Raw genomic sequence first — 23305 nt, forward strand, 5'->3', positions numbered from 1 at the left:
CGCGCTTGTGGTCGAGCTCTCGCCGTATGGGCTGAGGCTGGCGCTGTATGTGGCACTGATGCTGCTGTTCGGGCGCACGCTGTTCGTGCGTCCGCTGCTGCCGCGCGGCGCCCTGCTGGCAATGACCTTCATCGCGCTGCTGCTGGTGGCCGTCGACGCGCTGACCCGGCTTTCCGGCGTGCTCGGCATCGCGCCAACCGACATCGATGGCGCGACCGCACACTGGTTCCTCAGCGGAACGCCGGTAGGCCAGGCAGGCCTGCTGCGGGGTGTGGCCCTGCTGGCGATGCTGCCGCTGCTGGCGATCAACCGCCCGCTGCGGGGCCTATGGCGTGCTGCGCTGATGCTGCTGTCGGCGATCGCGTTGGCCAGCCTGGCCTGGAACGGCCATGCCGCCGCCGGTGATGGCCCCGGCGGCACGCTGCGGCTGATCGCCGGCCTCGCGCATCTGCTGGCCGCGGGCGCCTGGGTGGGTGCGATCGCCGCCCTGCTGCAGCTGGCGCTGCGCCCCCAGGGCGTGGGCCTGCGCGAGCGTACCCATGCACTGTGGCGGGCGGCGCACGGCTTTGCCCTGCCCGGCACCCTCATCGTCGCGACGCTGGCGATGACCGGCACCTATACCTATGTCGATCTTGGGGGATCGGTGCAGACCCTGGCCGGCACCGCGCATGGGCGCTGGCTGCTGCTCAAACTGGCCCTTGTGGGCGGCATGCTGGCGCTGGCCGCATTGCATCGCTGGCGGTTGGTACCCGCGCTGGCGGTGTCCATCCGAGGCGGCTGGCAGCCGCGCCCATTGCGCGCTCTGCGCCACAGCCTGGCCTGCGAGTCGGTACTGGTGCTGCTGGTGCTGGCCTGCGTGGCGGTGCTGGGCACACTGGATCCGCTGGCATGAGCGGTCCGGGCCGATGCAGGTGCAAGCTGCGATGATGGGCGCACCATGAAACTGCTGATCGTTGAAGACGAACCCAAGACCGGCAACTACCTGCGCCAGGGCCTGATCGAAGCCGGCTACGTGGTCGATCTTGCCTGCAACGGCGTCGATGGGCTGCATCTGGCCGGCACCGGCGAATACCAGCTGGTCATCCTCGACGTGATGCTGCCCGGGCTGGACGGCTGGAACGTGCTGTCGCGGCTGCGCGCGGACGGCTGGCCGCTGCCGGTGCTGTTCCTTACCGCACGCAGCAGCATCGCCGACCGCGTGCACGGCCTGGAGCTGGGCGCCGACGACTACCTGGCCAAGCCCTTCGCCTTCGCCGAGCTGCTGGCGCGCGTGCGTACCCTGCTGCGCCGAGGCCAGGCGTTGCCGCAGGCCGAGCGCATCGTCATCGCCGATCTGGTGGTCGATACGCTGCGGCGCCGGGTGGAGCGGGCCGGCCAGCGCATCGCGCTCAGCCAGAAGGAATACACCCTGCTGGAACTGCTGGCGCGCCGCCAGGGTGAAGTGCTGCCCCGCTCGCTGATCGCCTCGCAGGTGTGGGACATGAACTTCGACAGCGACACCAATGTGATCGATGTGGCCATCCGCCGCCTGCGCGCGAAGATCGACGACGCGTTCGACGCCAAGCTGATCGTGACCGTGCGTGGCATGGGCTATGTGCTGGAGGCGCCGGAGGACGGTGCTGCGCGCGACGGATGAGCCTGCGCCGTTCCATGGCGGTGCGGTTGACGGTGCTGTTCGCCACCGTGGCCACACTGGTGCTGGCGGCGCTGGGCGTCGCGATATATGTCAGCGCCCGTCACGATCTGGTGGCGCAGGATTTCACCGAGCTGGAGAACAAGGTCGCGCTGATCAACGACCTGGCCTCCCGCGGGCCGGCATCGGCACGCGCGCAACGGCTGGCCGCCGCGCTCGGCCATCATCCCGACATCGCCTTCCATATCGCCGATGATCGCGGCCGCGTGCTGTTCTCCACCGCACCGCCGCTGCTGCGCGAACATGCCCGCCGCCAACCCGTCGATACGGCACCGCGCCGGCATGACTGGACGCTTGCCGATGGCCGCTGCATGCATGCCCTGCACCTGCGCCAGACCCTGGCAGACGGCAGCCAGCTGGTCACCCTGCTGGCCATCGACGATGCCCGCCATACCGCGTTCCTGCAGCGCTTCCGCCATCTGCTCGCCATTGCGATCGTCGCCGCGGCGGTGGCCAGCAGCCTGCTCGGCGGCTACGTGGTGCAGCGCACGCTGCGCCCCCTGCGCACGCTGGCCGATGACGCCCGCGAGATCACCGCCGGGCGCCTGCAGCGGCGCTTGAGTGCACGCCGGGCACCGGCCGAACTGGAGCAGCTGGCGCAGACCCTCAACGGCATGCTGGCGCGGCTGCAGCAGGATTTCGCACGCCTCACCGAGTTCTCCGGCGACCTTGCCCACGAACTGCGTACGCCGATCACCAACATGCTGACCCAGGTGCAGGTCGTACTGGCCCATCCACGCAGCAACGAGGCCTATCGGGAGACGCTGGCCTCCTGTGCGGAAGAGCTTCAGCAGCTGGCGCAGACCGTGGGTGACCTGCTGTACCTGGCGCAGACCGAGACACCCGGTGTACTGCCTTCGCGCGAGCCGGTGGCGCTGGATGCGGTGGTGGATTCGCTGCTGGAGTTCTACGGGCTGCTGGCCGAGGACCGGCAGTTGACGCTGCGCCGCGACGGTACCGCGCGCGTCGATGGCAACCCGTTGATGCTGCACCGTGCGATTGCCAACCTGCTGTCCAATGCGTTGAAGCACGCCCGCGCGGGAAGCGAGGTGCGGGTGCGGCTGGAACAGGGGGCCGGCCGGTGCAGAATCAGCGTGCACAACCTCGGCACGCCGATTGCCACCGAAGCGCTGCCGCGCCTGTTCGACCGCTTCTATCGTGGCGAGCGCAGCCGCCATGAAGGCGCCGGGCTGGGCCTGGCGATCACCCGCGCCATCGCCCAGGCCCATGGCGGCAGCGTCGGCGTCGCCTCGGATGAAACCGGCACCGTGTTCGAACTGCTGCTGCCGAGCGCAGCGGCCGGCACTACCCCGCCCGATCGAACAGCGCCGCCACCCAGTCGATGAACACCCGCAACCGCGGCGAGGGCGTGCGGTTGCGCGGGTAGACCAGGTTCAGCGGGCTCGGCGTTGGCGGCATCTGCGGCAGCAGTTCGACCAGCTCGCCCCGCGCAATGTACGGATCCATGCGGTAACGCGGTGCCTGGATGATGCCCAGCCCTGCCAGCGCGGCGCCGAGGAACGCATCCGCACCGGACACCAGCACCCGTGCCGGCAACGGCACGTAGCAGACCTGCCCGTCCTGCTGGAACTCCAGGGGAATCAGCTGGCCAGTGGCGCTGGAGCGATAGCCGATCATTTCGTGGCCGTCCTTCAGAGAGTCGATTCCCTCGGGCAAGCCCCGGGTCTGCACGTAGTCCGGCGAAGCCACGGTAACCTCACGCAGCAGCGTCAGCCGTCGCGCCGCCAGGTCGCTGTCGGCCAGCGTGCCGACCCGGATCGCCGCATCCACGCCTTCGCGCAGCAGGTCGACGTAGCGGTCTCCCTCACTGACGTCCAGCTCGATGTCCGGGTAGCGCTGCAGGAAGTCCGGCAGGTGCGGAAACAGCAGATGCCGGCCCAGCGTGCCATGCACCTCGATGCGCAGCGGGCCACGCGGTGGCACGTCACGGAACGCGGCCTCGGCGTCGTCCATGTCGGCGATCAGGCGCAGGCAGCGACCGTAGAAGGCCTCACCCTCCAGGGTCGGTACCACCAGCCGCGTGGTCCGGTTCAACAGGCGCACCCCCAAGCGCTGTTCCAGCGCCTTGATCGCGTCGGTCACCGTGGCCCGTGGCAGGCCAAGGTCCTCGGAGGCGCGGGTGAAACTGCGGCGCTCGACGATACGGACGAAGGCGCGCATGGCCGTAAAGCGGTCCATTGTTCGGCTGTCCGGATGGTGTGGGTTGATTATGCACGATTGTCCGCCGTGGGCAGGTGCTGTATGCCAACCAAGGTTGGCATCTACCAGATCACGGCACGCTGTTCGTCGCCCGCTGGGTGGCCGCCTTGGCGCATGCCAACCAAGGTTGGCATCTACCAGAGCACGGCACGCTGTTCGTCGCCCGCTGGGTGGCCGCCTTGGCGCATGCCAGCCAAGGTTGGCATCTACCAGATCACGGCACGCTGTTCGTCGCCCGCTGGGTGGCCGCCTTGGCGCATGCCAACCAAGGTTGGCATCCACCAGGGCACGGCACACCGGGTAGCCGCCCACCTTGGTGGGCGTTCCGCACGCGCCAACCAGGGCTGGCATCTACCGCGCCTCGCGGCGGCGGTGCACCCAGTAGTACAGCGTGGGCAGCACCAGCAGGGTCAGCAGCATCGCCGACAGCAGGCCGCCGATCACCACTACCGCCAGCGGCTTCTGGGTCTCGGCACCAATCGCGTGCGAAGTCGCCATCGGCAGCAGCCCGAACATTGCCAGCAGTGCGGTCATCAGCACCGTGCGCAGGCGCTGCAGCGAACCCTGCACCACCGACTGCAGCAGGTCCATGCCCTGTTCGCGTAGCTGGGCGAAGCGACTGAGCATTACCACCCCGTTCAATACGGCTTGCCCGAACAATGCAATGAAGCCGATCGCCGCCGACACCGACAACGGAATGCCGGTCAGCCACAGCGCCAGGATGCCGCCGATCATCGCCAGTGGCACGTTGGCCAGGATCAACGCCGCACTGCTGATGTCCTTGAAGGCATCGAACAGCAGCACGAAGATCAGCAGCACCGACAGCGGAATCACCCAGCCCAGGCGCTTCATCGCGCGCTGCTGGTTCTCGAACTCGCCGGACCACTCCAGCCGGTAGCCCTCCGGCAGCTGCACGCTGGCCTCCACGCGCTTGCGCATGTCGGCCACCACGCTGCCCATGTCACGCCCGGCGATGAAAATGCTGACCGCTTTCACCCGTTGCGCGTTCTCGCGCGAGATGTTGATCGCGCCGCTGGCCATGCGGAACTCGGCCACATCGGACAGCGTCACCGCGTGGCCGTCACCGATCCCCACCGGCACCGTGCGCAGCCGCTGCAGGTCGCGGTCGGCGTCGTCCAGCCGCAGCGTGATCGGGAACCTGCGATCGCCCTCCCACAGTTCGCCGACCTGGCGCCCGCCCAGTGCGGTCTCGATCACTTCGTCGATGTCGCGCACATTCAGGCCATAACGCGCAGCCCGGTCACGGTCGATCTCGATCTGCAGCTGCGGCAATGCGCCGTCGCGGTCGATGAAGGCACTTTCCACGCCGTCCACGCTGCGCGCCTGACCAAGGATCGCCTGCGCCTGCCGGTTCAGCACGTCCAGGTCCGAGCCGCTGACCTTGATCACCACCTGGCCCTTGATCTGCGAAATGCTCTCCAGGATGTTGTCGCGCACCGGCTGCGAGATCGAGAATTCCGGCCCCGGTATGCGCTGCTCCAGCGTTCGCTGCAGGTCGCTCACCAGCTGCCGCTTGTCTACGCCCTTCGGCCATTCCTTCTCCGGCTTCAATGCCACCAACGCCTCGATCTGGTTGGCGCCCTTGGCATCGGAACCATCTTCCGGGCGGCCCAGCTTCGCCACCACCGTCGATACCTGCGGGAACGTGCCGACCAGTTCGCGGATGCGCCGCGACTGCTGCTGCGCCTCGGCCAGGCTGGTGCTGGGGTCGAGCGTGGCGGTCAGCCAGATCGAACCCTCGTCCAGTTCCGGCAGGAACTCCGAGCCCAGCCGGGTACCCAACGCCAGCGTGCCGACCAGCAACGCCACCGCGGTCAGCACCACCGCGCGCGGGCGGGCCAGCGCACGCTCCAGCACCGGTCTGTACCACTCGGTCAGGCGGTCCATCAGCGGATTGCCGTCGCGCATGCGGTCGCGCCGCAGCCACCAGTAGCAGAACAGCGGCACCACGGCCAGCGCCAGGATCAACGCACCGATCAGCGCCGACGTCACCGAATAGGCCATCGGCGCGAACATGCGGCCTTCCTGGCGCTGCAGGGTGAAGATCGGGATATGCGCGGCGATGATGATCATCATCGAGAAGAACGTCGGCCGGCCCACTTCCGATGCCGCTGAAAGGATGGTCGAGAAGCGCGTCTTCCTGTCTGCCGTGGGGGGCAGCTTCGACAGCCGCGAGACGATGTGCTCGGTGACGATCACCGCACCATCGATGATGATGCCGAAGTCCATCGCCCCCAACGACAGCAGGTTGGCCGGCACGCCCCACAGGTGCAGGCCAAGGAAGGTCGACAGCAGGGCCAGCGGCATCATTGCCGCCACGATCAGCGCCGCGCGGGCGTTGTACAGGAACAGCCACAGCACCAGGAACACCAGCACTGCACCTTCCAGCAGGTTGCGGAACACCGTTTTCAGCGTGGTCGAGACCAGCCACGAGCGGTCGTAGAACGGCTCGATGCTGACCCCGGCCGGCAACTGGTTCGCCTCGATCTCGGCGATGCGCGCATGCAAGGCGTCGAGCACGTCGGACGGATTCTCGCCCTTGCGCATCAGCACCATGCCGAACACCGCATCGTCGTTGTCATCCTGCCCGACCAGGCCCTGCCGCGGCAGCCCGGTGTCGGCGACGCTGGCCAGGTCGCGCACCAGGATCGGCGTACCGCCGCGCTGCCCGACCACCACGTTGCCAATGTCGGCCGGCGAGCGCATCAGGCCCACGCCGCGGATCAGGAACTGCTGCTGGCCACGCTCCACGTAGCCGCCGCCGGCATTCGAACTGCCCTTCTCCAGGGCCTCGGCGAACTCACCGAGGCTGATGCCGCGGTCCCGCAGCTTGTCAAGGTCCGGCTTGACCTGGAAGGTCCGCGCGAAGCCGCCGAAGCTGATCACATCGGCCACGCCCGGTACGGTGCGCAGGCTGCGCTCCATCGTCCATTCCTGCACGGTGCGCAGCTGGGTCGAGGTCAGGTGCGGGCCTTTCAGTACGTAGCGGTAGATCTCGCCCACCGCCGAGCTCATCGCCTCCAGTTCCGGCGTCACCCCTTCCGGCAGCTCCACGCCCTGCAGGCGTTCCAGCACCTGCTGGCGCGCGAAATAGTCATCGGCCTTGTCATCGAAGGTCAGGATGATCATCGACAGGCCGAACTGGGTATGCGAGAACACCCGCACCGAATGCGGAATGCCGGACAGCGCCACCTCCAGTGGCATCGTCACCTCGCGCTCCACCTCTTCGGCGGCGCGGCCCGGGTGCAGCGAGACCACCGTCACCTGGGTGTCTGACACATCCGGGAAGGCTTCCACCGGCAACACGCGGAACGCGGCGATGCCCGCGCCAATGAACAGCAGCAGCGCCAGCATCACCATCAGCGGCTGGCGCAGGCAATAGGCAATCAGGCGATCGATCATGGGGCGGCATGCCCCGTGCCGCTGCTGGCCGCCGTCGGCGCACTGTCGACCAGCTGCTGCAGCAGCAGGCCACCTTCGACCACCACCCTGCTGCCTGCCGCCAGGCCCTCACGCACCCACAGGCGGCCATCGCCCAGCTCTTCGGCGTGCACGGCGTGGCGCACGAAGCGGCCCTTGCCCTCCTCCACGAACACCACCTGCGTGCCGTTGATCAACAGCACCGCCGCATCCGGCAGCGAGACGCCGCCCTCGGCCGGCAGCGCCACCTGAGCGCGCACGTACTGCCCAGCCTTGAATCCGCGCGTGCGGTTGTCCAGCTCGGCGCGGGCCTGGACCACGCGACGCTCGCTGTCGACGAAGTCGTCCACATGCTGCAGTGTGGCCTGCAGGGGTTTGCCATCGGCGCCGAGCACGCTCACCGGCATGCCGGCCTTCAATCGCCCGGCCAGGCTTTCGGGAATGTCCAGCAGCAGCCACAGGCGATCCGGATCGCCGATCACCGCCAGCGGCTGTTCGCTGTCGGGGCTGACTGACATGCCCGGGCTCATCCGCCGTTCCACCAGCACGCCCTCGATGGGCGCACGCAGCGGCAGGCGCTGATCGACGTGCTGGCCGTTGCCATAGGCCTTGGCGAAGGCGGTTGCGCGCGCATGATCGGCCTGGCTGCCGGCAAAGTTGGCCTCGGCCTCGTCCAGTTCGCGCCCGGACGCCACACCGGCCGCATGCAGCTCGCGGGTGCGCTGCAGCTCCTTGCGGGCCTGCTGCAGTTCGGCGCGGCCACGCGCGCCCTCAGCCTGGGCCTGGCCGAACTCCGGCGAAGTGATCCAGGCGATGATCTGGCCCGCCTTTACCTGCTGGCCCGGCTGCGCCTCGATGCGCGCGACCTGCCCCGGCAGCGGCGTGCGCAATGCGCTGGAGCGGGTCTCATCCCAGAGCACACGGCCCGGCAGCTGCAGGCTGGCACTGGCACCGGCGGTCACCGCCTCGCTGCGCAGCACGTCCAGCTGGCGGCTGTCGGCCGGAAACTGGATCTGGCCGGCACTGACCTGCGGCGCATCTTCGGTGTACGACGCCGGCTCGCGGCCACAGCCGCTGAGCAGGGCCAGTGCCAGCAACACCGGCAGCAACGCAGGGCGCGCGCACGGGCGATGGGCGACGGTGGACTTCATCGGGACTCTCCTTCGGCAACGGATGTGGCGGCTTCCCAGCGCGCCAGGGCAATGGCATGGTCGGCGCGCGCCTCGATCAGCGCCGCCTCGAAGTCGCGCCAGCTGCGGCGCGCATCCAGCAGGTCGGTCAGGCTGGCGGCACCGCGGCGGTAGGCCAGCTCGATGCCCTGCACCGCCTTGCGCGCGGCGTCGGACTGCAGCCCTTCGTAATCGGTGCGGCGCTGCGCGGCGGACTGCGCGCTGGCCTGCAGCTGGTCCAGTTCGGCGCGCGCTTCGCGCTGCAGCACCTGCAGTTCCAGTGCGGCACTGTCCCGATCCGCTTCGGCGCGCTGGATGGCACCGCGTGCGCGCGACGGTCCACCCAGCGGAATGGTCAACGACACCCCCCAGGTGACACCGCTGATGTCGGTCGGCTCACGCTCGGCCTCCACGCCCAGCTGGATGTCGCGATGGCGCTCGCTTCGGGCCAGCGCCACACCGGCATCGGCAGCAGCCAACCGCGAGTGCGCCGCGCGCAAGTCGGCACGCTGCTGCGGATCGAACGCACGCGTGGCGGCCACACTGCGGGTGTCGGGCCACGGGTCGTCGGCACTGAGGTTGCTGCTGTCATCGCTGCCGAGCAGCAGCGCCAGCGCGTGCCGGGCGTCGCGCAGGTCCAGCGCCGCCTCGCGCGCGGCATCGGCTATGGCAAGGTCGTCCACCGCCAACCGCGCACGATCGACCGGTGCCATCGCCCCGGTTGCGACCTGCTTGTCCGCTGCCGCCATCTGTTCGGTCGAACTCTGGCGGTTGGCCTCGGCAATCTGCGCCCGCTCCTGCGCGCTCTTCAGACCGAAATAGGCCTCGCGCAGCGCCACCTGCTGGCGGCGCCGGGTATCGAGCATTTCCAGCCCGGCCACCTGCAGCAACGCGTCCGCCTGGCGGATGCGCAGCGCTCGCTTGCCACCACGCTCCCAGGTCCAGCCCACACCCAGCGTGCTATCCACCCGCTTGTCCTGCCAGCGGCCGGGGCCGATGCCATGCTTGGGGCTGATCTTGCTGCTGCCGATCGACAACTCGGCTGCGGGCCGCAGGGCAGCGGTCTGCGCATCCCCCTGCACGCCACGCAGCTCCAGCGCCGCGGCACGCAGGTCCGGGTTGTGCGCCTCCATGGCGCGCTGCGCGTCCGCCAGGGACAGCGCCGACGCTGCGGGCGCACACACGAGGGCGGCCAGCACAGCCGCAAGTCGAAGGGAGAAATTCATGCGCGTCACGGTAAGGTGACGCACTTGCGCCAAACTTGCCCCAACCTTGCACGAAGCTTGCAATGCGAATCCTGCTGATCGAAGACGATGCCGCCCTGGCCGATGGACTGATCCGCGCCCTGCAGAGCGCCGGGCACCTGTGCGACCACCTCTCGCGCGGGCTGCATGCACCGGCCGCGCTGGCCAGTGCACCGTATGACGTGATGGTGCTCGACCTGTCGCTGCCCGATGTCGATGGCCTCGACCTGCTGTCGCGGTTGCGCAACGACGGTGTCACCCTGCCGGTATTGATCCTGACCGCGCGCGATGGCGTCGACGACCGCATTCTGGGACTGGACCGCGGCGGTGATGATTACCTTGCCAAGCCTTTCGCACTGGGCGAACTGGAGGCGCGGCTACGTGCGCTGTCACGCCGCCGCAGTGATGCACCGGCACAGAAGCGACTGGGCCGGCTGTGCTTCGACAGCATCCGAAATGAAGCACAGGTCGATGGCCAGCGTATCGAACTGACCGCGCGTGAGCTGGCGCTGGTCGAAGCACTGATGCAGCATCCCGGCCGCACCGTCACCAAACAGCGCCTGTTCGATGCGCTGTACAGCTGGGACCACGAGGCCAACCTGTCGGTGATCGAAGTGCATGTCAGCCGCCTGCGCCGCAAGCTGGAACAGGCGCGTGCCGGCGTTGGCATCCGCATGCTGCGCGGCCTCGGCTACCGCCTGGAGGCCGGCGGTGACTGAGCGCGTGCACAGCCTGCGTGGCCTGCTGCTGCGGCGCCTGTGGTTGCCGCTGCTGGTGCTGATGCTGTGCAGCGCGGTGGGTTCGTTCGCACTGGCGCGCTTCTACGCTGGCCAGGTCTACGACCGCTGGCTGCTGGACTCGGCAATGTCGTTGTCCGAACTGGTGGAGGTGCAGGATGGACGCGCCTCGATCGAAATCACGCCAGCGGTGTCGCGCATGTTCACGTGGGACACCACCGACGAAGTGCATGGCGAAGTGGTCGATGCCGGGGGCGGACGCCTGTACGGCGACCTGCCCGAAGCCTTGCCCCGCCCTGCCGTTGCCGCTGCACGCTATGACGAGGCCGTCTACTACGACGCACGGCTGCGTGGGCAGCCGGTGCGCATGGTCGAAGTGGTGGTCAGCGCCGGGCCCGGCCACGAGATCCGCTTGCGGGTGGCCGAAACGCTGCGCAAACGCCACCGGCTGGAGCGCAAGCTGCTGATGACCAGCATCCCGTTCCAGGCGGCGATCCTCGCGCTGGCCGCGTGGCTGGCGTGGTCGGGTACCGGCGCCGCCGCACGCCATGCCAATCAGGTGGCGCGCCGCTTGGCCAGCCCACGCCCCGACCCGCTGGCGCCGTTGGAGCCCGCGCAGGAGGCGCCGCGCGAACTGTGGCCGGCGGTAGAGGCCTATAACGCGCTGCTGCAGCGTCTGGACGCGATGCAGGCCGCACAACGGCGCTTCGTCAGCAATGCCGCGCATCAGCTGCGCACGCCGTTGGCGGCGATGCAGGTGGAGCTGGAGAGTTCATTGCGCCAGCATGATCCGCAGGCGCAGCAGCTGGCGTTGTCCGGCACGCTGGGCGGATTGGCGCGGTTGCAGCACCTGGTGAACCAGCTGCTGATGCTGAGCCGTTCCGAAGATCCGCAAGGCAGCGCGTTGCCGCTGCAGCCGGTGGATCTGGCGGTGCTGGCGCGCGGCGTAGTGGAGCGCTATGCGGACAGGGCGTTGGCCGCAGGTGTAGACCTGGGTTACGACGGGCCCGACGAGGGCGTGTTGATCCAGGGGGATCCGCAACTCCTGCGCGAAGCGCTTGGCAATCTGCTGGACAATGCGCTGCGCTATGGCAGCGTGCGCGGCGTGATCACGCTCGGCCTGCAGCAGAACGCCGAAGGTGTGCAGGTGTGGGTGGACGACGACGGCGCCGGCATCGCCGAGGCCGAGCGCGGGCGTGTCACGGAACGTTTCTACCGGGCCAGCAGCGAGGGCGAAGGCTGCGGCCTGGGGCTGGCGATCGTGGCAGAGATCGCGCAGCGGCATGGTGCGGCATTGGTGATCGATACCGCTCCGATCGGTGGCGCACGGGTGGGGCTGCGGTTTCGTTCCCGGTAAATGCCAACCTTGGATGGCACCCACGGCGACCGTAGCGGGACACACCGGTAGACGCCAACCTTGGTTGGCTCTGTCCATCGGCAGCCATTGATCTACGCAGCGACCAGCTGTGCCCGGCCGCACCTGGCACGATGCCTGAGCCGTGAAGCCGCCACGCGCCTTGCGGCAGCATTGCTACGCTGATTCAGTCCATCCAGAACTGATCGGTGCTTCTCATGCCGCTTCCTCGACCTTCACTTCTGAAATCCCTTGTGCCAACGGCCTTTCTGCTGACCGCGTGCCAAGGCTCGACCGTCAAAGCGCCCCAGAAGCACTCTGCTGAGCTCACAGCGCGCATCGAAGCACTGTCGCAAAAGACCAAAAAAGACCTTGTGGAGGTAGAAGGCGGCACCTTCATCATGGGTGATTTCGGCCCCATTGATCCGCGCGCGAAGATGCCTTACAGCGGTGAGCGCGACGACGACGTACTGCGTGAGGTAACACTGAGCAGCTACGCAATCGGTGCGAAGAAGATCACCTACGCCGACTTCGATGTGTACACCGATGCGACGGGGCAGCCACGAACGTCGCAGTACCCGTTCGACCTAGAGTACAGAAACATACCGGACGACCTACCGGTAGGTGTGAACTGGGAGGCAGCGCAGCAGTACTGCGGATGGGTAGGAAAACTGATCGGGCGGAAGATGGAGCTGCCGACAGAGGCGCAGTGGGAATACGCGGCGCGTAACCGGGGCCAGTTCGTGATCTGGCCCACCGATGATGGCAGCGTCGACGACGGAAGGAATGTTGGCGACTACAAGACGCTCCGAGCGTATGCCTCCAAGCATGGCTACACGGTCGGTCCAACTCCTCTTGGTCAGTACCCGCCCACCCCACTGGGTCTGTATGACATGATCGACCATGGGTATGAGTGGGTCTTTGACTGGTATCGGGATCCTTATGACATCTCCGACACACAAGACCCTCGCGGACCAGTGCATGGCGATGAAAAAGTCCAGCGAAGCAGCGGCAATCAGGGTGGAGGCTCTCTTTTCATCGTATCGATGACATTCACTCGATTCAAACGCCATCCAAATCCGGGTCCAGATCCACTTCTGGACGACGATGCGAAGTATCTCTTCGACCCTAACAGCCTGAACAGGTTCCGATGCGCCGCCACTGCATCTCTGCGTCCTATGGAAAGTGCCGCCTCACACTCCTTGACCCCGTCATAAGTGCCTCCCCATATCTGGCATTGCTACGCTAATTCAGTCCATCCAGAAATGATCGGTGCTTTCCATGCCGCCTATTCCACCCGTCCTTCTGAAATCCCTTGTGCCAACAGCACTTCTGCTGACGGCGTGCCAAGGCTCGACCGTCAAAGCGCCCCAGAAGCACTCTCCTGAGCTCACAGCGCGCATCGAAGCGCTGTCGCAAAAGACCAAAAGAGACCTGGTGGAGGTGGAAGGCGGCACCTTCATCATGGGTGATTTCGGCCCCATCGATCCGCGCGCGAAGATGCCTTACAGCGGTGAGCGCGACGACGACGTACTGCGTGAGGTAACGCTGAGCAGCTACGCACTCGGCGCCAAAAAGATCACCTACGCCGACTTCGACGTATATACCGATGCAACGGGCCAGCCCCGGACAGCGCAGTACCCGAAGGATCTGAAGTACAGGAACCTGCCAGACGACCTCCCGGTCGGCGTGAGCTGGGAGTCGGCGCATCAGTACTGTGGATGGGTTGGCGGGCTTATCGGGCGCAAGATGGAGCTGCCGACGGAGGCGCAATGGGAATACGCGGCGCGCAACCGAGGGCAGTTCGTGATCTGGCCCACCGATGATGGGAGCGTCGACGATGGAAGGAATGTCGGGGATTACAGAACCATCACGCACTATGCTTCCCAGCGTGGCTATATGTCTGGCCCTACTCCGCTTGGACAATATCCGCCCACCCCGTTGGGCCTGTACGACATGATTGATCATGGATTTGAGTGGATGCTTGATTGGTATAGCAATACTTACGACATTTCAGACACGCAAGATCCACGCGGACCTGCACATGGCAAGGAGAAGGTCCAACGAAGCCACAGCAATCGAGGAGGGGACTCGCTCTTCATCGTGTCGATGACGTTTACCCGGTTCAAGGACATTCCAGACCCTTCTCCAGACCCGCTTCTCTCGGAAGAAGGAAGGCGACTGCTCAATCCGAACAGCTCAAACAGGTTCCGTTGCGCAGCCGCCGGCCCTGCCAGTTCAAAGGACAGCTGACGCGGCCCAGCAACGGGCCTGCACCGCTATTCATTTCTGGGGTCGTGACGCCTGCAAACTAGGATGCGTTTGCAGGCGAACCACTGTGACCAAGTATCGCAACAGCCCGTTGTTCCTGCCCACGCGAGCGCAGGTAGTCGCCATCAATGCTTGCAAATGTAGGCGCGTCCCTGCCGTCAAGCGCCAGGAGCGCATCGAGGTCCATCCGCTGCAACTGCACTACCTCATACCCCTTTGGAAAGCTACCCAGCAGTCTTCTGCGATGGGCAATGAACTGCTCGACGTAGCTGCTCCCCAGCCGATCTGATGGCACATCACCTTCCACATTGATTGGATCAATTACTTTTCCTCTAAGGTCACCTGACAGCGAGTTCCCATAGTCAAGAAATTTAATTACATCGCCTTCAAGCTTGCCCAGTGACTCACCGCTAATCTCGCCGTCGGCAGTCATGTACTGAAACATCGCCAGCCATTCACTGACAAGGCTGACGCCCCTTATCACGCGGATTACAGCCTTCTTGTGATCAGGAAGGTAGTGCAGCTGAGGATCAAAAATCCCCTCGAATTCAGCTGGACTATTCATATGCGTTATCCAGTTGTGGCGAGTGATGGTGTAGAGGATCATTCCACGAGTCACAGGTGTTGCGTACAAGAGCCATGCACTATTGAGATCTGAATTTCCCGTAGCGGAGTTGATTCTTCGAACCAGTTCAATTCGATTCCGCGCAATCTGCGCTTTGCCAATCTGATCTTCTACAGCCTTGAGCGCGCGGTCGATGTTCTGGGCGAGGAACCTTTCTACAGATCCTCCGGCGGACACCTCGAGGAAGGCGATCTGGGAGAAGTACTTCAGCGCATCTCGCGCAAAGAACATCAGCTCCCTGAACCCCGCATGCGCCAACTGGTAATACACCCACTTGGCGAACTCCAGCATTCCCTCCACTCCCACCACGAAATCCAGCGCCCCCTTGCAGCCAATGCCCAGGCACAACCGCGCACTGACCTTGATCCTGAAACGTCCCTTCGCGTAGTACACATACAGCTGCGCCTTGGCGCCCACGCCCGCAGAACCCGCCGTATCCAAGCTCAGCTTCGCAAGCGTCACCGGTGTTCCCTGCTGGGGCGGCAGCCATTGCAATTCACCCGCAGGCGTCAAGCCCGCCTCAACACCTACGAAGGCTTCCGCATTCACCTGCATGCCATTCAAGGTCTCCGGCGGCTTCTCGCCCACCGCAGCCATCACCACGCGTCTCGACGGCCGACCGTCTTCGCCCGGCGGATCGCCCATATCAGCCCGCGGCATGCCGCGCACGATGTCGAAGCTGGGCACGAAGCTGTCATCACGATCACGTGGCTGCGCGTCAACCTTGGCAGCACCACGATCAATGCTCACGCCGGCAGCGCCCATCAACGCCCGTTTCACTCCAGCAAAGCCGTGCAGCTCCAACGACATTTGGAATACGATCGCGCCCAGGTCGATATCGCCGTAGCGCTGCATCCACCCGGTACGCGAGGGAATCGACCACGTATGCACGGCTTTTGCTTCAAGCAGCGCCAGTTTGTAATGTGCACCCGCATCGACCTTGGCGCTGGCCTTGCGGTGCAGTGGGTCCCACTCGGCCTGGGCACTGGCCCCGGCACCCGCCACAAACCGCAGCCACTGCGCGGAGGTCTCCACCGAGTAGGTCTCCGACGCGCGCACCAGCTCGGAGAACTGGTTCCCACCCAGCTCGATAAGGTCGAACTGGATGTTCGGCGCCTTGACGCTCCGGCCAATCTGGGCCTTGATCGTCATCAGCGATTCCATGAACTTGCGTGAATCAAAGTTCTGGAAGGCCGGCCCCTTCTGCCGGGCCGCGCTGCCCACGGACATCCCGCTGTCGCCTGCCCGTGTCGACATGCCCAGATCCACGCGGGTGGGCACGCCCATCACCCGGCGCCCCTTGAACTCGTCGTACTTGAACCGCGGCAGGTAGTTCCGGCGAAGGCCCACCTCCTGCTGCGCCCCGCCGTCCCCTTTGCGACTGTAACTCTCGAAGGTGATCACTTCGACCAGATCGGCCTTTCGGGCGAAGTTGCGGTTGAGCATGGCCGCTGCACGGTCCTCGGCCATGCCCAGGTTCTTCTCGGCCTGGGCCACCGCCTCCAGGCTGCGGCCGGCCAGCGCCTCCTCCAGTTGCCAGCGGGCGCGCGGCACGGCTGAGAGGCTGCCTTCAATGGATCGCGCAACCTCGCGGAACTCCTCCCAGACCTCGGGTGTCAGCAGCAGGAGTTCTTCGTCGGCCACATTCAGCAGCGCCGGTGCACTGATCTTCCCGGCCAGCTCCAGCGTGGCGCCTTCGCCGGGGCCGCTCACCACCGCATGCATCTTCACCGGCACCATCGGCACCAGGCGCGGTTGCCCGACCACCCGTGGCTCGGACAGCGCACTGCGCAGTTCGCTGCGGCTGCCCGGCAGGGTGAACACCAGCCGCAGATCCTGTTCGCAGAACAGACGCGGGGTCATCCCCTGCATATCCGTTAAGCCACGGACCGGCCGCCCGTGCACGTCGAGGGCGACCACCTCAGTTCCATCGCGGTCGCGGCGGTAGCCCACAAAGCCGGCCTCCGCCACCGGTGTTGGCGGGCTCTGCCGCTGCAACTGCAGCTGGTGAAACGGCCGCAACCGCAGCCGCCGCACCTCCAACGCAGGCCGCAGCGACGCGTCGGCCCGTGGATCTTCGCTCCAGGGGCCCAGCTGCGCGGGCTCATGGCAGTCCGGATGCAACAGCGGATCGGTCCACTCGCCGCTGGCGTCATCGCGGACCTGCAGCTGGTATCGATGCTCACTCTGCGGCAGGCGGGCGCCCTGCCCGGCCCCGGCGGCTGCGTCCGGCACGTTGCGCCGCGGCCAGGGCAGCTTCAGGCCGGCCGGCCCCGGGCCGAGGTTCGGCCAGCCTCTGCGCCAGTTGGGTAGGGCCGGTGGTGCCGGAGTTTGCGCGCGCTCCGCCAGCGTCACCAGATCGGTTTCGCCGAGCGTGTCGGTCGTGCCGGATGCCACGACGGCGAAGCCATGCAGTACATCGCGGATACGATAGGTGACGTCCGCGCAGGGCACGACGTTGCCATGCCCGTCATGGCGGAACAGGGTGAACTTTCCAGAACTCATGTACCAGATTCCTTTCTTCTGACCCGCTCAGCTGTTGCCTGCGTCGCGCAGGTAGCCTTCGTGCCGTTCGTCATCCACGAACAGGCCCACCTTCTCCGGGCCATCGGTGACGACCTCCTCGGTGAGTCCGTCGCCGTCGGTGTTTCCACTCAGCCAGCGGCCATCCGGCAATTGCATCGAGTAGGCCGCCCCCACCAGCGGTGCACCGGCGTGATCGCGTACAAGGAAGCGGGCACGGCAGGGTGCGGCGCCCAGCGTGTGCAGCGGATAGGCCAGCGACGCCGGACCGATGAAGCTGTGTTGGCCCGCGTGCACCGTCAGGGTTCCCGGGCAGTTGAACTGGATGTTGCCGCCTTCGATCGTCAGGCTGGCGCCGCCTTCCACCTGCACCACCAGCGCACGTCCTGCCGCCAGTTCAACCGCTGCATGCGTACTGGCCAGGCGCTGTGATTGCCGAGACTGCAGCTTTACCGCGTCGCCCTGCGCCTGGATGTCGACCGGCTGCTCGCCGGCAGCGATGGTCATGCCGGACGGACATCCCGATGCAGAAGCAGAGGCCGAAGCCAGCACGCCGACAGACTGCGACGCATGAAGCCGCGCGTGGCCTTTCACCACGGCCTGCCCGGCAGCGCCTGCTCCCAGGAGCAGGCTTTGCCCGGCCTGCCAGAACACAGCCTGCCCCGCCACCAGCGCCTTGCGTGGCGCCACCATGCCCAACAGGGGTGCCGTGCAATGCGGGACACCACCCGCTGCAACCGTGTCACCGGCAGCATCACGCGCGCGGCCGAAGTCATCGGCCGCAACCACGCCCATTGCCGCGTCGCGCAGGGGTGTCAACGCAGTCGAGGCATGCAGCCCGGCAGTACCGTGCAGGCGCGCGCTTTGGCCGAACGCAGCGGCCAGCGTCCTACACTGGGCCAGCAACGCGCCGGCCTGCACCGCCGTACCTGCTGGCTGGGCAGCCCCTGCCGGATACGCACCAAGCCACAGGCCGCGCTCGCTGCGCACCACGCCCGCCGCATCGCTGCGCAGCTCGAAACCCTGCCCACGCAGGCTGCCACGATAATTGCCGCGCTGATGGATGACGTGGCCCAGGTTCAATTGGGTGCTGGCCTGTGTCGTGGCCAACTGCAGGCGGAGCTGGTGGTCGGTGTCGTCGAACTGGAGCGTGGAGCCGCCTTCACCACCCCACTCCCGGGAGCGGATACCCCAGAGCGCACCCGGATGGCGATGCGCCTGCTCGCCCTCGCCTGCTGCATGCCAGGCCGGCGTATTGCCACCGGCAAGGTTGCCGATGCCGCCAACGTGCGTATCGCAGGCCTGCGCGTGCAGCGATGGATCGTTCTCACCGCGTCCGTTGTACAGGGCACCCAGTACGATCGGGCGTTGCACGTCCCCTTCCAGAAAGCCCACCAGCACTTCCTGGCCCACGCGCGGCAGGAACTGGCTGCCCACCCCCGGGCCCGCAAACCGCTGCGCCACGCGCAACCATGCGCTGTGCGCCGGCCTGCCGGTTGCATCCATCAGCGGAAAGCGCACGCGGATCCGCCCGAGCGCGTCAGCGTGCACCTGATCGCCTTCGGCTACCCCGGTGCGATCGTCAGGACCGATCACGATGGCCGTCTGCCGACCTACCACCTGGGCTTCGCCCTCCTGCTCCGGTGCGCGCGGCCGCCAGGGGCGCTGGCGGTCAACGGCATGGAATGCAGCCGCATAGCCCAACTGCTGGGCATGGCGCTGCAGCGCGTCGGGCAGGAACCCATCCCGCTGCAGGGCGTGCTCCGGACGATGCTGGCGCAGCCGCGCGGGCAAGGTGTTGACCCCGGCATGCTCCACCGAGGTGAGCAGCAGCTCGGGCACCTGCTGCGGCGACCATTGGCTGATGCTGGACCATGTGCCGGCGGCCAGGCAGCGCACCGTGGCAATGCCCTGCCATCCCTGCCGCTCCGCTTCATGGCGTTGAGCCAGAAGCGCGGCACGCCGCTCGGCCTCCGCATGCGACTCAAAGGCCTGGGCGCCGCACGCCAGATATTGCTCGACAGGCGAATGACCGCCGCCGTCCACCGGCAACTGGACGGCCAAGGTACGGTCCTGCCGATAGTCATCGCTGACCATGCTCAACCGGCGCGGGCCAAGCCGCGCATGCCGGGCCAGCTGTACTACGCTGTCTTCCTGCTCGGCCGCGTGGCCGCGGTGGAAGCGCAGGGCACCGTCGCGTGCCGACAGCGGATCCTGCGGCAAGGCCACGCTGTCGAAGAACAGGACGATGCGATGCAGCGCGGGCGCCTCCGCATCCGCCTCGACACGCCAGCCGATGCCTTCCTCGGCCAACAGGCAGGCCACGAAATCCATATCCGACTGGCGGTACTGAGCGCAGTAGTGACGCGGCGGGAGGGCGTCCAGGCGGGCCCGTGCATCATCGCTCCAGTGCCAGCAGGCACGTGCCTGATGCTCGGCGAACACGGCATCCACGATCTGCCTGACGGCTGCGTCACGGAAGACGCGGCTGTTGCGCTGCTGGCCCAGCCACCAGGTCCATGCCGCCAGGCGTATACGGTAGCGGGTGAATTCCCGATCGCCGTCCAGCCGACGTACCTCGCGCACCAGCCCTGCCCTTGGAATGTCGCGCCCCTGCGCATCACGCGTGTGCAGCGTCGCAGGCCGGCCCAACCAGTGTTCGCAGGCAGCATCCGCGCGCGCCGCAAGTACATCGATGTGGTAATCCAGACCTTCCGACAGTGCCTCGCGTCCGTGCCAGCGCTCCACCAGCAGAGACCCTGCGCCGGGCAGTTCAAACCGGTGCAGCAGCGCTGCATCCTCATGCGCATGCAACGTGTGCATATGACCTACACCCCGTGCACCACCCTGGCGCACTTCTGTGCGCAGGACCCTAGCAACGGGATGGGAGAGGTGAAATCAGAATGCTATGAATGTGGCCTGGAACGGTCCGGCGGCGACGCTGCGTCACCGATTCCGGTGCGAATCCTTCCGTTGAACCCTGATCCGCACTCGACAAATCATGCAGATCGCGACAGGCATCCGGGCAATGCATCGCAGACATCCAAGGCCCGCAGCGATCGGGTTCCGGTAGAGGCCAACCTTGGTTGGCGATGTTGACCTCCCGCGTGCCAACCAAGGTTGGCACCTACCAGAAGCGGGAACCACCCCATGTCGCCCCAGTGCGCAGCACCGGCATCTGGGCGATGCATCGCGGACACCCACGGCCAGCAGTGATCGGGTTCCGGTAGAGGCCAACGTTGGTTGGCGATGTTGACCTCCCGCGTGCCAACCAAGGTTGGCACCTACAAGAAGCGGAAATCACCCCATGTCGCCCCAGTGCGCATCACCGGCTCATCGAATACGGCGCTTGCGCGCCCTGCCCCGGCCAGTCCTTGTTCGGCTCGGCCTGCATGCTGAAGCGCAGTTCGCCACCGGCCAGGATCTCGTCGTGGCGCAGGAACGTGCGCGGCAATGGCGTGCCGTTGAGGCTCACGCTACCCACATAGGTGTGCTTGTCGTCCAATCCGTCGGCCACGATGGTGAAGGTCTTTCCGTTCGGCAGGCGCATCGCGGTCCTGGGCAGGAACGGACGGCCCAGGATGTACTCGCCCGAGCCCGGCGCCACCGGATAGAAGCCCAGCGCGGTGAACACGTACCACGCCGACATCTGGCCGACGTCATCATTGCCCGCCAACCCATCGGGGCGATCGGCGTACTGGGTGTCCATGATCTGCTTCAGGCGCGCCTGCGTGCGCCACGGCTGGCCAGCGTACGCATACAGGTAGGCCACGTGGTGGCTGGGCTCGTTGCCATGTGCGTACCAGCCGATCAACCCGGTAATGTCTTCCATGTGCTCGAAGATCGACGGATCGACCTTGGCGTTGAATACCTCATCCAGCCGCGCCAGCAGTTTGTCGCTGCCCCCGTGTGCTGCGGCCAGGCCGGCCACGTCCTGCGGCACATACCAGGAATACTGCCAGGCATTGCCTTCGGTGTAGTCGGTGCCGTAGCCGCTGGCGCTGGGGTCGAACGGCGTGCGGAAGCTGCCATCGCGCTTGCGCGCGCGCATGAAGCCGGTGTCCTTGTCGAAGGCGTTGCGCCAGTTGCCGGCGCGCTTGTCGAAGGTGGCCGCAACATCGGTCTTGCCCATGGCCTGCGCCATGCGCGCGATGGTCCAGTCGTCGAAGGCGTATTCCAGCGTCTTGCTGGCCGCTTCGCCTTCCTCGTCGATCGGCACGTAGCCCAGCTCGCGGTACTGCGCGATGCCGTCATAGGGACCGTAGTTCGCGGTCTCGACCATCGCCTTCAGCGCCTTGTCGGCGTCGAAGCCGCGGATACCCTTCACGTACGCATCGGCGATCACCGGCACCGCGTGGTAGCCGATCATGCACCAGTCTTCCAGGCCGTGGAACGACCACACCGGCAACATGCCATAGGGGCTGTGCTCGTGGTGGGCGAGCATGGAATTGACGAAGTCGCTGTTGCGCTTCTCCGGCTGCACCAGGGTCAGCAACGGATGCAGCGCACGGTAGGTATCCCACAGCGAGAACGTGGAGTAATTCGTGTAGCCCTCTGCCTTGTGCACGGCGTTGTCCGAGCCGCGGTACCGGCCGTCGGCATCCATGAACAGCGTCGGCCCCAGCATCGTGTGGTACAGCGCGGTGTAGGCACTGCGGCGTGCATGTTCCGGTGCCTCGATATCGAGCACCGACAGCGCCTGCGTCCATTCCTGCTTGGCCTGCGCGCGCACGCGGTCGAAATCGAAGTCCGCCACTTCGGCATCCAAGTTGGCGATGGCGCCGGCCTCGCTGACCGGCGAAATGGCCACCTTCACCACCAGCGGTGCGTCCAGCTTGCCGAAGGCGAACGTACCGACCAGCTGCCGGCCCTCGATCTGCGCACGCTGCTCCGGGTCCTTCTCGCCCGGCGGCGGGAAGCCCTTGTAGACGATGTCCTGCTCGGTGTTGTGCAGTTCATGCCCGGCCAGCGGACGCGAGAAGCGCATCGCGAAGTACAGCTGGCGGCCCGGTGCCCAGCCGCGGGTTTCGCGGAAGCCGGTCACCGTGCCATCGGCGCGCACCCGCACCCGCGACCACAGCACCTTGCCCGGGTAGTCGTACATGCTGGTGCGCATGTCCAGCAGCACCTTGGCCTCGGTGCCCTTCGGGAACGCATAGCGATGCACGCCCACGCGCGCACTGGTGGTCAGTTCGGCGCGCACCTTGTAATCATCCAGGGTGACCGCGTAATAGCCCGGCTCGGCCTTCTCATCGTCGTGGCGGAAGCGCGAGGCATAGCCGCTGCGGGGCTTTTCCGGATCGCCGCGCTCCAGCCCCGGTGTGCCGGTGAACGGCATCAGCAGGATGTCGCCCAGATCGGAATGGCCGGTGCCGGAAAAATGCGTGTGCGAGAAACCGACGATGCTGCTGTCGTCGTAGCGGTAGCCGGCGGCCCAGCCATAGGCCTTCTCGCGCGGCTGGATGCGCGTATCCGGGCTGAGCTGGACCATGCCGAACGGCACTGTGGCGCCGGGATAGGTGTGGCCTTCGCCGCCGGTACCGATGAACGGGTCGACCGCCGCATAGGCGCGTTCGGCAGCGGATTTCGGCGTGGCGGCCAACGCGGCGCCGGAAGCCAGCATGGCAGTGGCGGCAACGGCGATCAGGAAACGACGGTCCAGCGTGGGCATCGGCATTTGGATCGATTCAGGCGATGGCCGGATGCTAGCACCGGTATCGCCATGTCGCATGCTGCAGTGCGGCCGTCGGGATTGGCGCGCAGGTTTGCACTCAATTGCATGGCCGCGCGACGAATCGGCTCATAGGCTTGTCGCCCACCTCTCCACCAGCTGACTGCTATGCGTAAATTGTTGTCCATAACCTCCCATCTGAAAGACCACGCCTTTTGCAGAGGACGAAACAAGACGACACATCAATTGGCGCGTCGCGCCATGGCCTGTGCAGGATGGCGCCGCAGCGGACATACCGCTGCCGGGATTGGAACCCCCGAAAAGAAAGAGGGACAGACATCGCTCGTCATAAATGCG

At 66.3% G+C, this 23305-nt stretch carries 14 protein-coding genes; 7 read left to right on the top strand and 7 right to left on the bottom strand.

Annotated elements, in window-relative coordinates; genetic code table 11:
- Positions 1-7: 7 nt before the first annotated feature.
- Genes copD through K5L94_RS12510 form a run of 3 tightly spaced genes read left to right on the top strand, consistent with a single transcriptional unit; the run spans position 8 to position 3039 of the window.
- The gene (copD, locus tag K5L94_RS12500) at positions 8-892 is read left to right on the top strand and encodes a copper homeostasis membrane protein CopD (protein ID WP_274510576.1); all 885 of its coding nucleotides are present in this window, start codon (positions 8-10) and stop codon (positions 890-892) included.
- Positions 893-937: 45 nt separating this feature from the next.
- Positions 938-1636: a heavy metal response regulator transcription factor gene (locus K5L94_RS12505; protein WP_053449882.1), complete on the top strand. Its 699-nt coding sequence runs from the start codon at positions 938-940 to the stop codon at positions 1634-1636.
- Positions 1633-3039, top strand: a complete 1407-nt coding sequence (locus K5L94_RS12510) for a heavy metal sensor histidine kinase (protein WP_274510577.1) — start codon at positions 1633-1635, stop codon at positions 3037-3039. The genes K5L94_RS12505 and K5L94_RS12510 overlap by 4 nt, the downstream gene beginning before the upstream one ends.
- On the opposite strand, the gene K5L94_RS12515 is transcribed toward K5L94_RS12510, so the two are convergent.
- The 4 genes from K5L94_RS12515 to K5L94_RS12530 form a co-directional block, all read right to left on the bottom strand.
- Positions 2999-3892 carry a LysR family transcriptional regulator gene (locus tag K5L94_RS12515; protein ID WP_274510578.1) on the bottom strand — a complete coding sequence of 298 codons (894 nt, stop codon included), beginning with the start codon at positions 3890-3892 and terminating at the stop codon, positions 2999-3001. The genes K5L94_RS12510 and K5L94_RS12515 overlap by 41 nt on opposite strands.
- Before the next feature lie 372 nt (positions 3893-4264).
- On the bottom strand, positions 4265-7336 hold the full coding sequence (locus K5L94_RS12520) for an efflux RND transporter permease subunit (RefSeq protein ID WP_274510579.1): 3072 nt from the start codon (positions 7334-7336) through the stop codon (positions 4265-4267).
- Complete coding sequence (locus tag K5L94_RS12525; RefSeq protein WP_274510580.1) at positions 7333-8505, bottom strand: efflux RND transporter periplasmic adaptor subunit; 1173 nt, start codon at positions 8503-8505, stop codon at positions 7333-7335. Before K5L94_RS12525 ends, K5L94_RS12520 begins: the two co-directional genes overlap by 4 nt.
- A complete protein-coding gene (locus K5L94_RS12530) occupies positions 8502-9749 on the bottom strand; it encodes a TolC family protein (protein ID WP_274510581.1) in 1248 nt (415 codons plus the stop codon). The genes K5L94_RS12525 and K5L94_RS12530 overlap by 4 nt, the downstream gene beginning before the upstream one ends.
- Positions 9750-9811: 62 nt before the next feature.
- On the opposite strand from K5L94_RS12530, the gene K5L94_RS12535 reads away from it, so the two are divergent.
- From K5L94_RS12535 to K5L94_RS12550, 4 genes are all read left to right on the top strand, one after another.
- Positions 9812-10486, top strand: coding sequence for a response regulator (locus tag K5L94_RS12535; RefSeq protein ID WP_049457052.1), 675 nt, complete (start codon positions 9812-9814; stop codon positions 10484-10486).
- Entirely contained in the window at positions 10479-11861 is a 1383-nt protein-coding gene (locus tag K5L94_RS12540; RefSeq protein WP_274510582.1) for a sensor histidine kinase, read from the top strand. Before K5L94_RS12535 ends, K5L94_RS12540 begins: the two co-directional genes overlap by 8 nt.
- Before the next feature lie 215 nt (positions 11862-12076).
- Positions 12077-13075 carry a formylglycine-generating enzyme family protein gene (locus tag K5L94_RS12545; RefSeq protein WP_274510583.1) on the top strand — a complete coding sequence of 333 codons (999 nt, stop codon included), beginning with the start codon at positions 12077-12079 and terminating at the stop codon, positions 13073-13075.
- Between the two features lie 64 nt (positions 13076-13139).
- Positions 13140-14111, top strand: a complete 972-nt coding sequence (locus tag K5L94_RS12550; RefSeq protein WP_274512630.1) for a formylglycine-generating enzyme family protein — start codon at positions 13140-13142, stop codon at positions 14109-14111.
- Positions 14112-14169: 58 nt separating this feature from the next.
- On the opposite strand, the gene K5L94_RS12555 is transcribed toward K5L94_RS12550, so the two are convergent.
- The 3 genes from K5L94_RS12555 to K5L94_RS12565 all read right to left on the bottom strand — a co-directional run bounded on the left by K5L94_RS12555 (position 14170) and on the right by K5L94_RS12565 (position 22954).
- Positions 14170-17259: a DNA repair protein gene (locus K5L94_RS12555; protein WP_274510584.1), complete on the bottom strand. Its 3090-nt coding sequence runs from the start codon at positions 17257-17259 to the stop codon at positions 14170-14172.
- Positions 17260-17286: 27 nt separating this feature from the next.
- Positions 17287-20100 (bottom strand): type VI secretion system Vgr family protein, encoded by a 2814-nt coding sequence (locus tag K5L94_RS12560; protein ID WP_274510585.1) that lies wholly within the window; start codon positions 20098-20100, stop codon positions 17287-17289.
- Positions 20101-20602: 502 nt separating this feature from the next.
- Positions 20603-22954 (bottom strand): GH92 family glycosyl hydrolase, encoded by a 2352-nt coding sequence (locus K5L94_RS12565; protein ID WP_274510586.1) that lies wholly within the window; start codon positions 22952-22954, stop codon positions 20603-20605.
- Positions 22955-23305: the final 351 nt, after the last annotated feature.

It is taken from the genome of Stenotrophomonas forensis (assembly GCF_028752115.1).
Taxonomy (GTDB): domain Bacteria; phylum Pseudomonadota; class Gammaproteobacteria; order Xanthomonadales; family Xanthomonadaceae; genus Stenotrophomonas; species Stenotrophomonas forensis.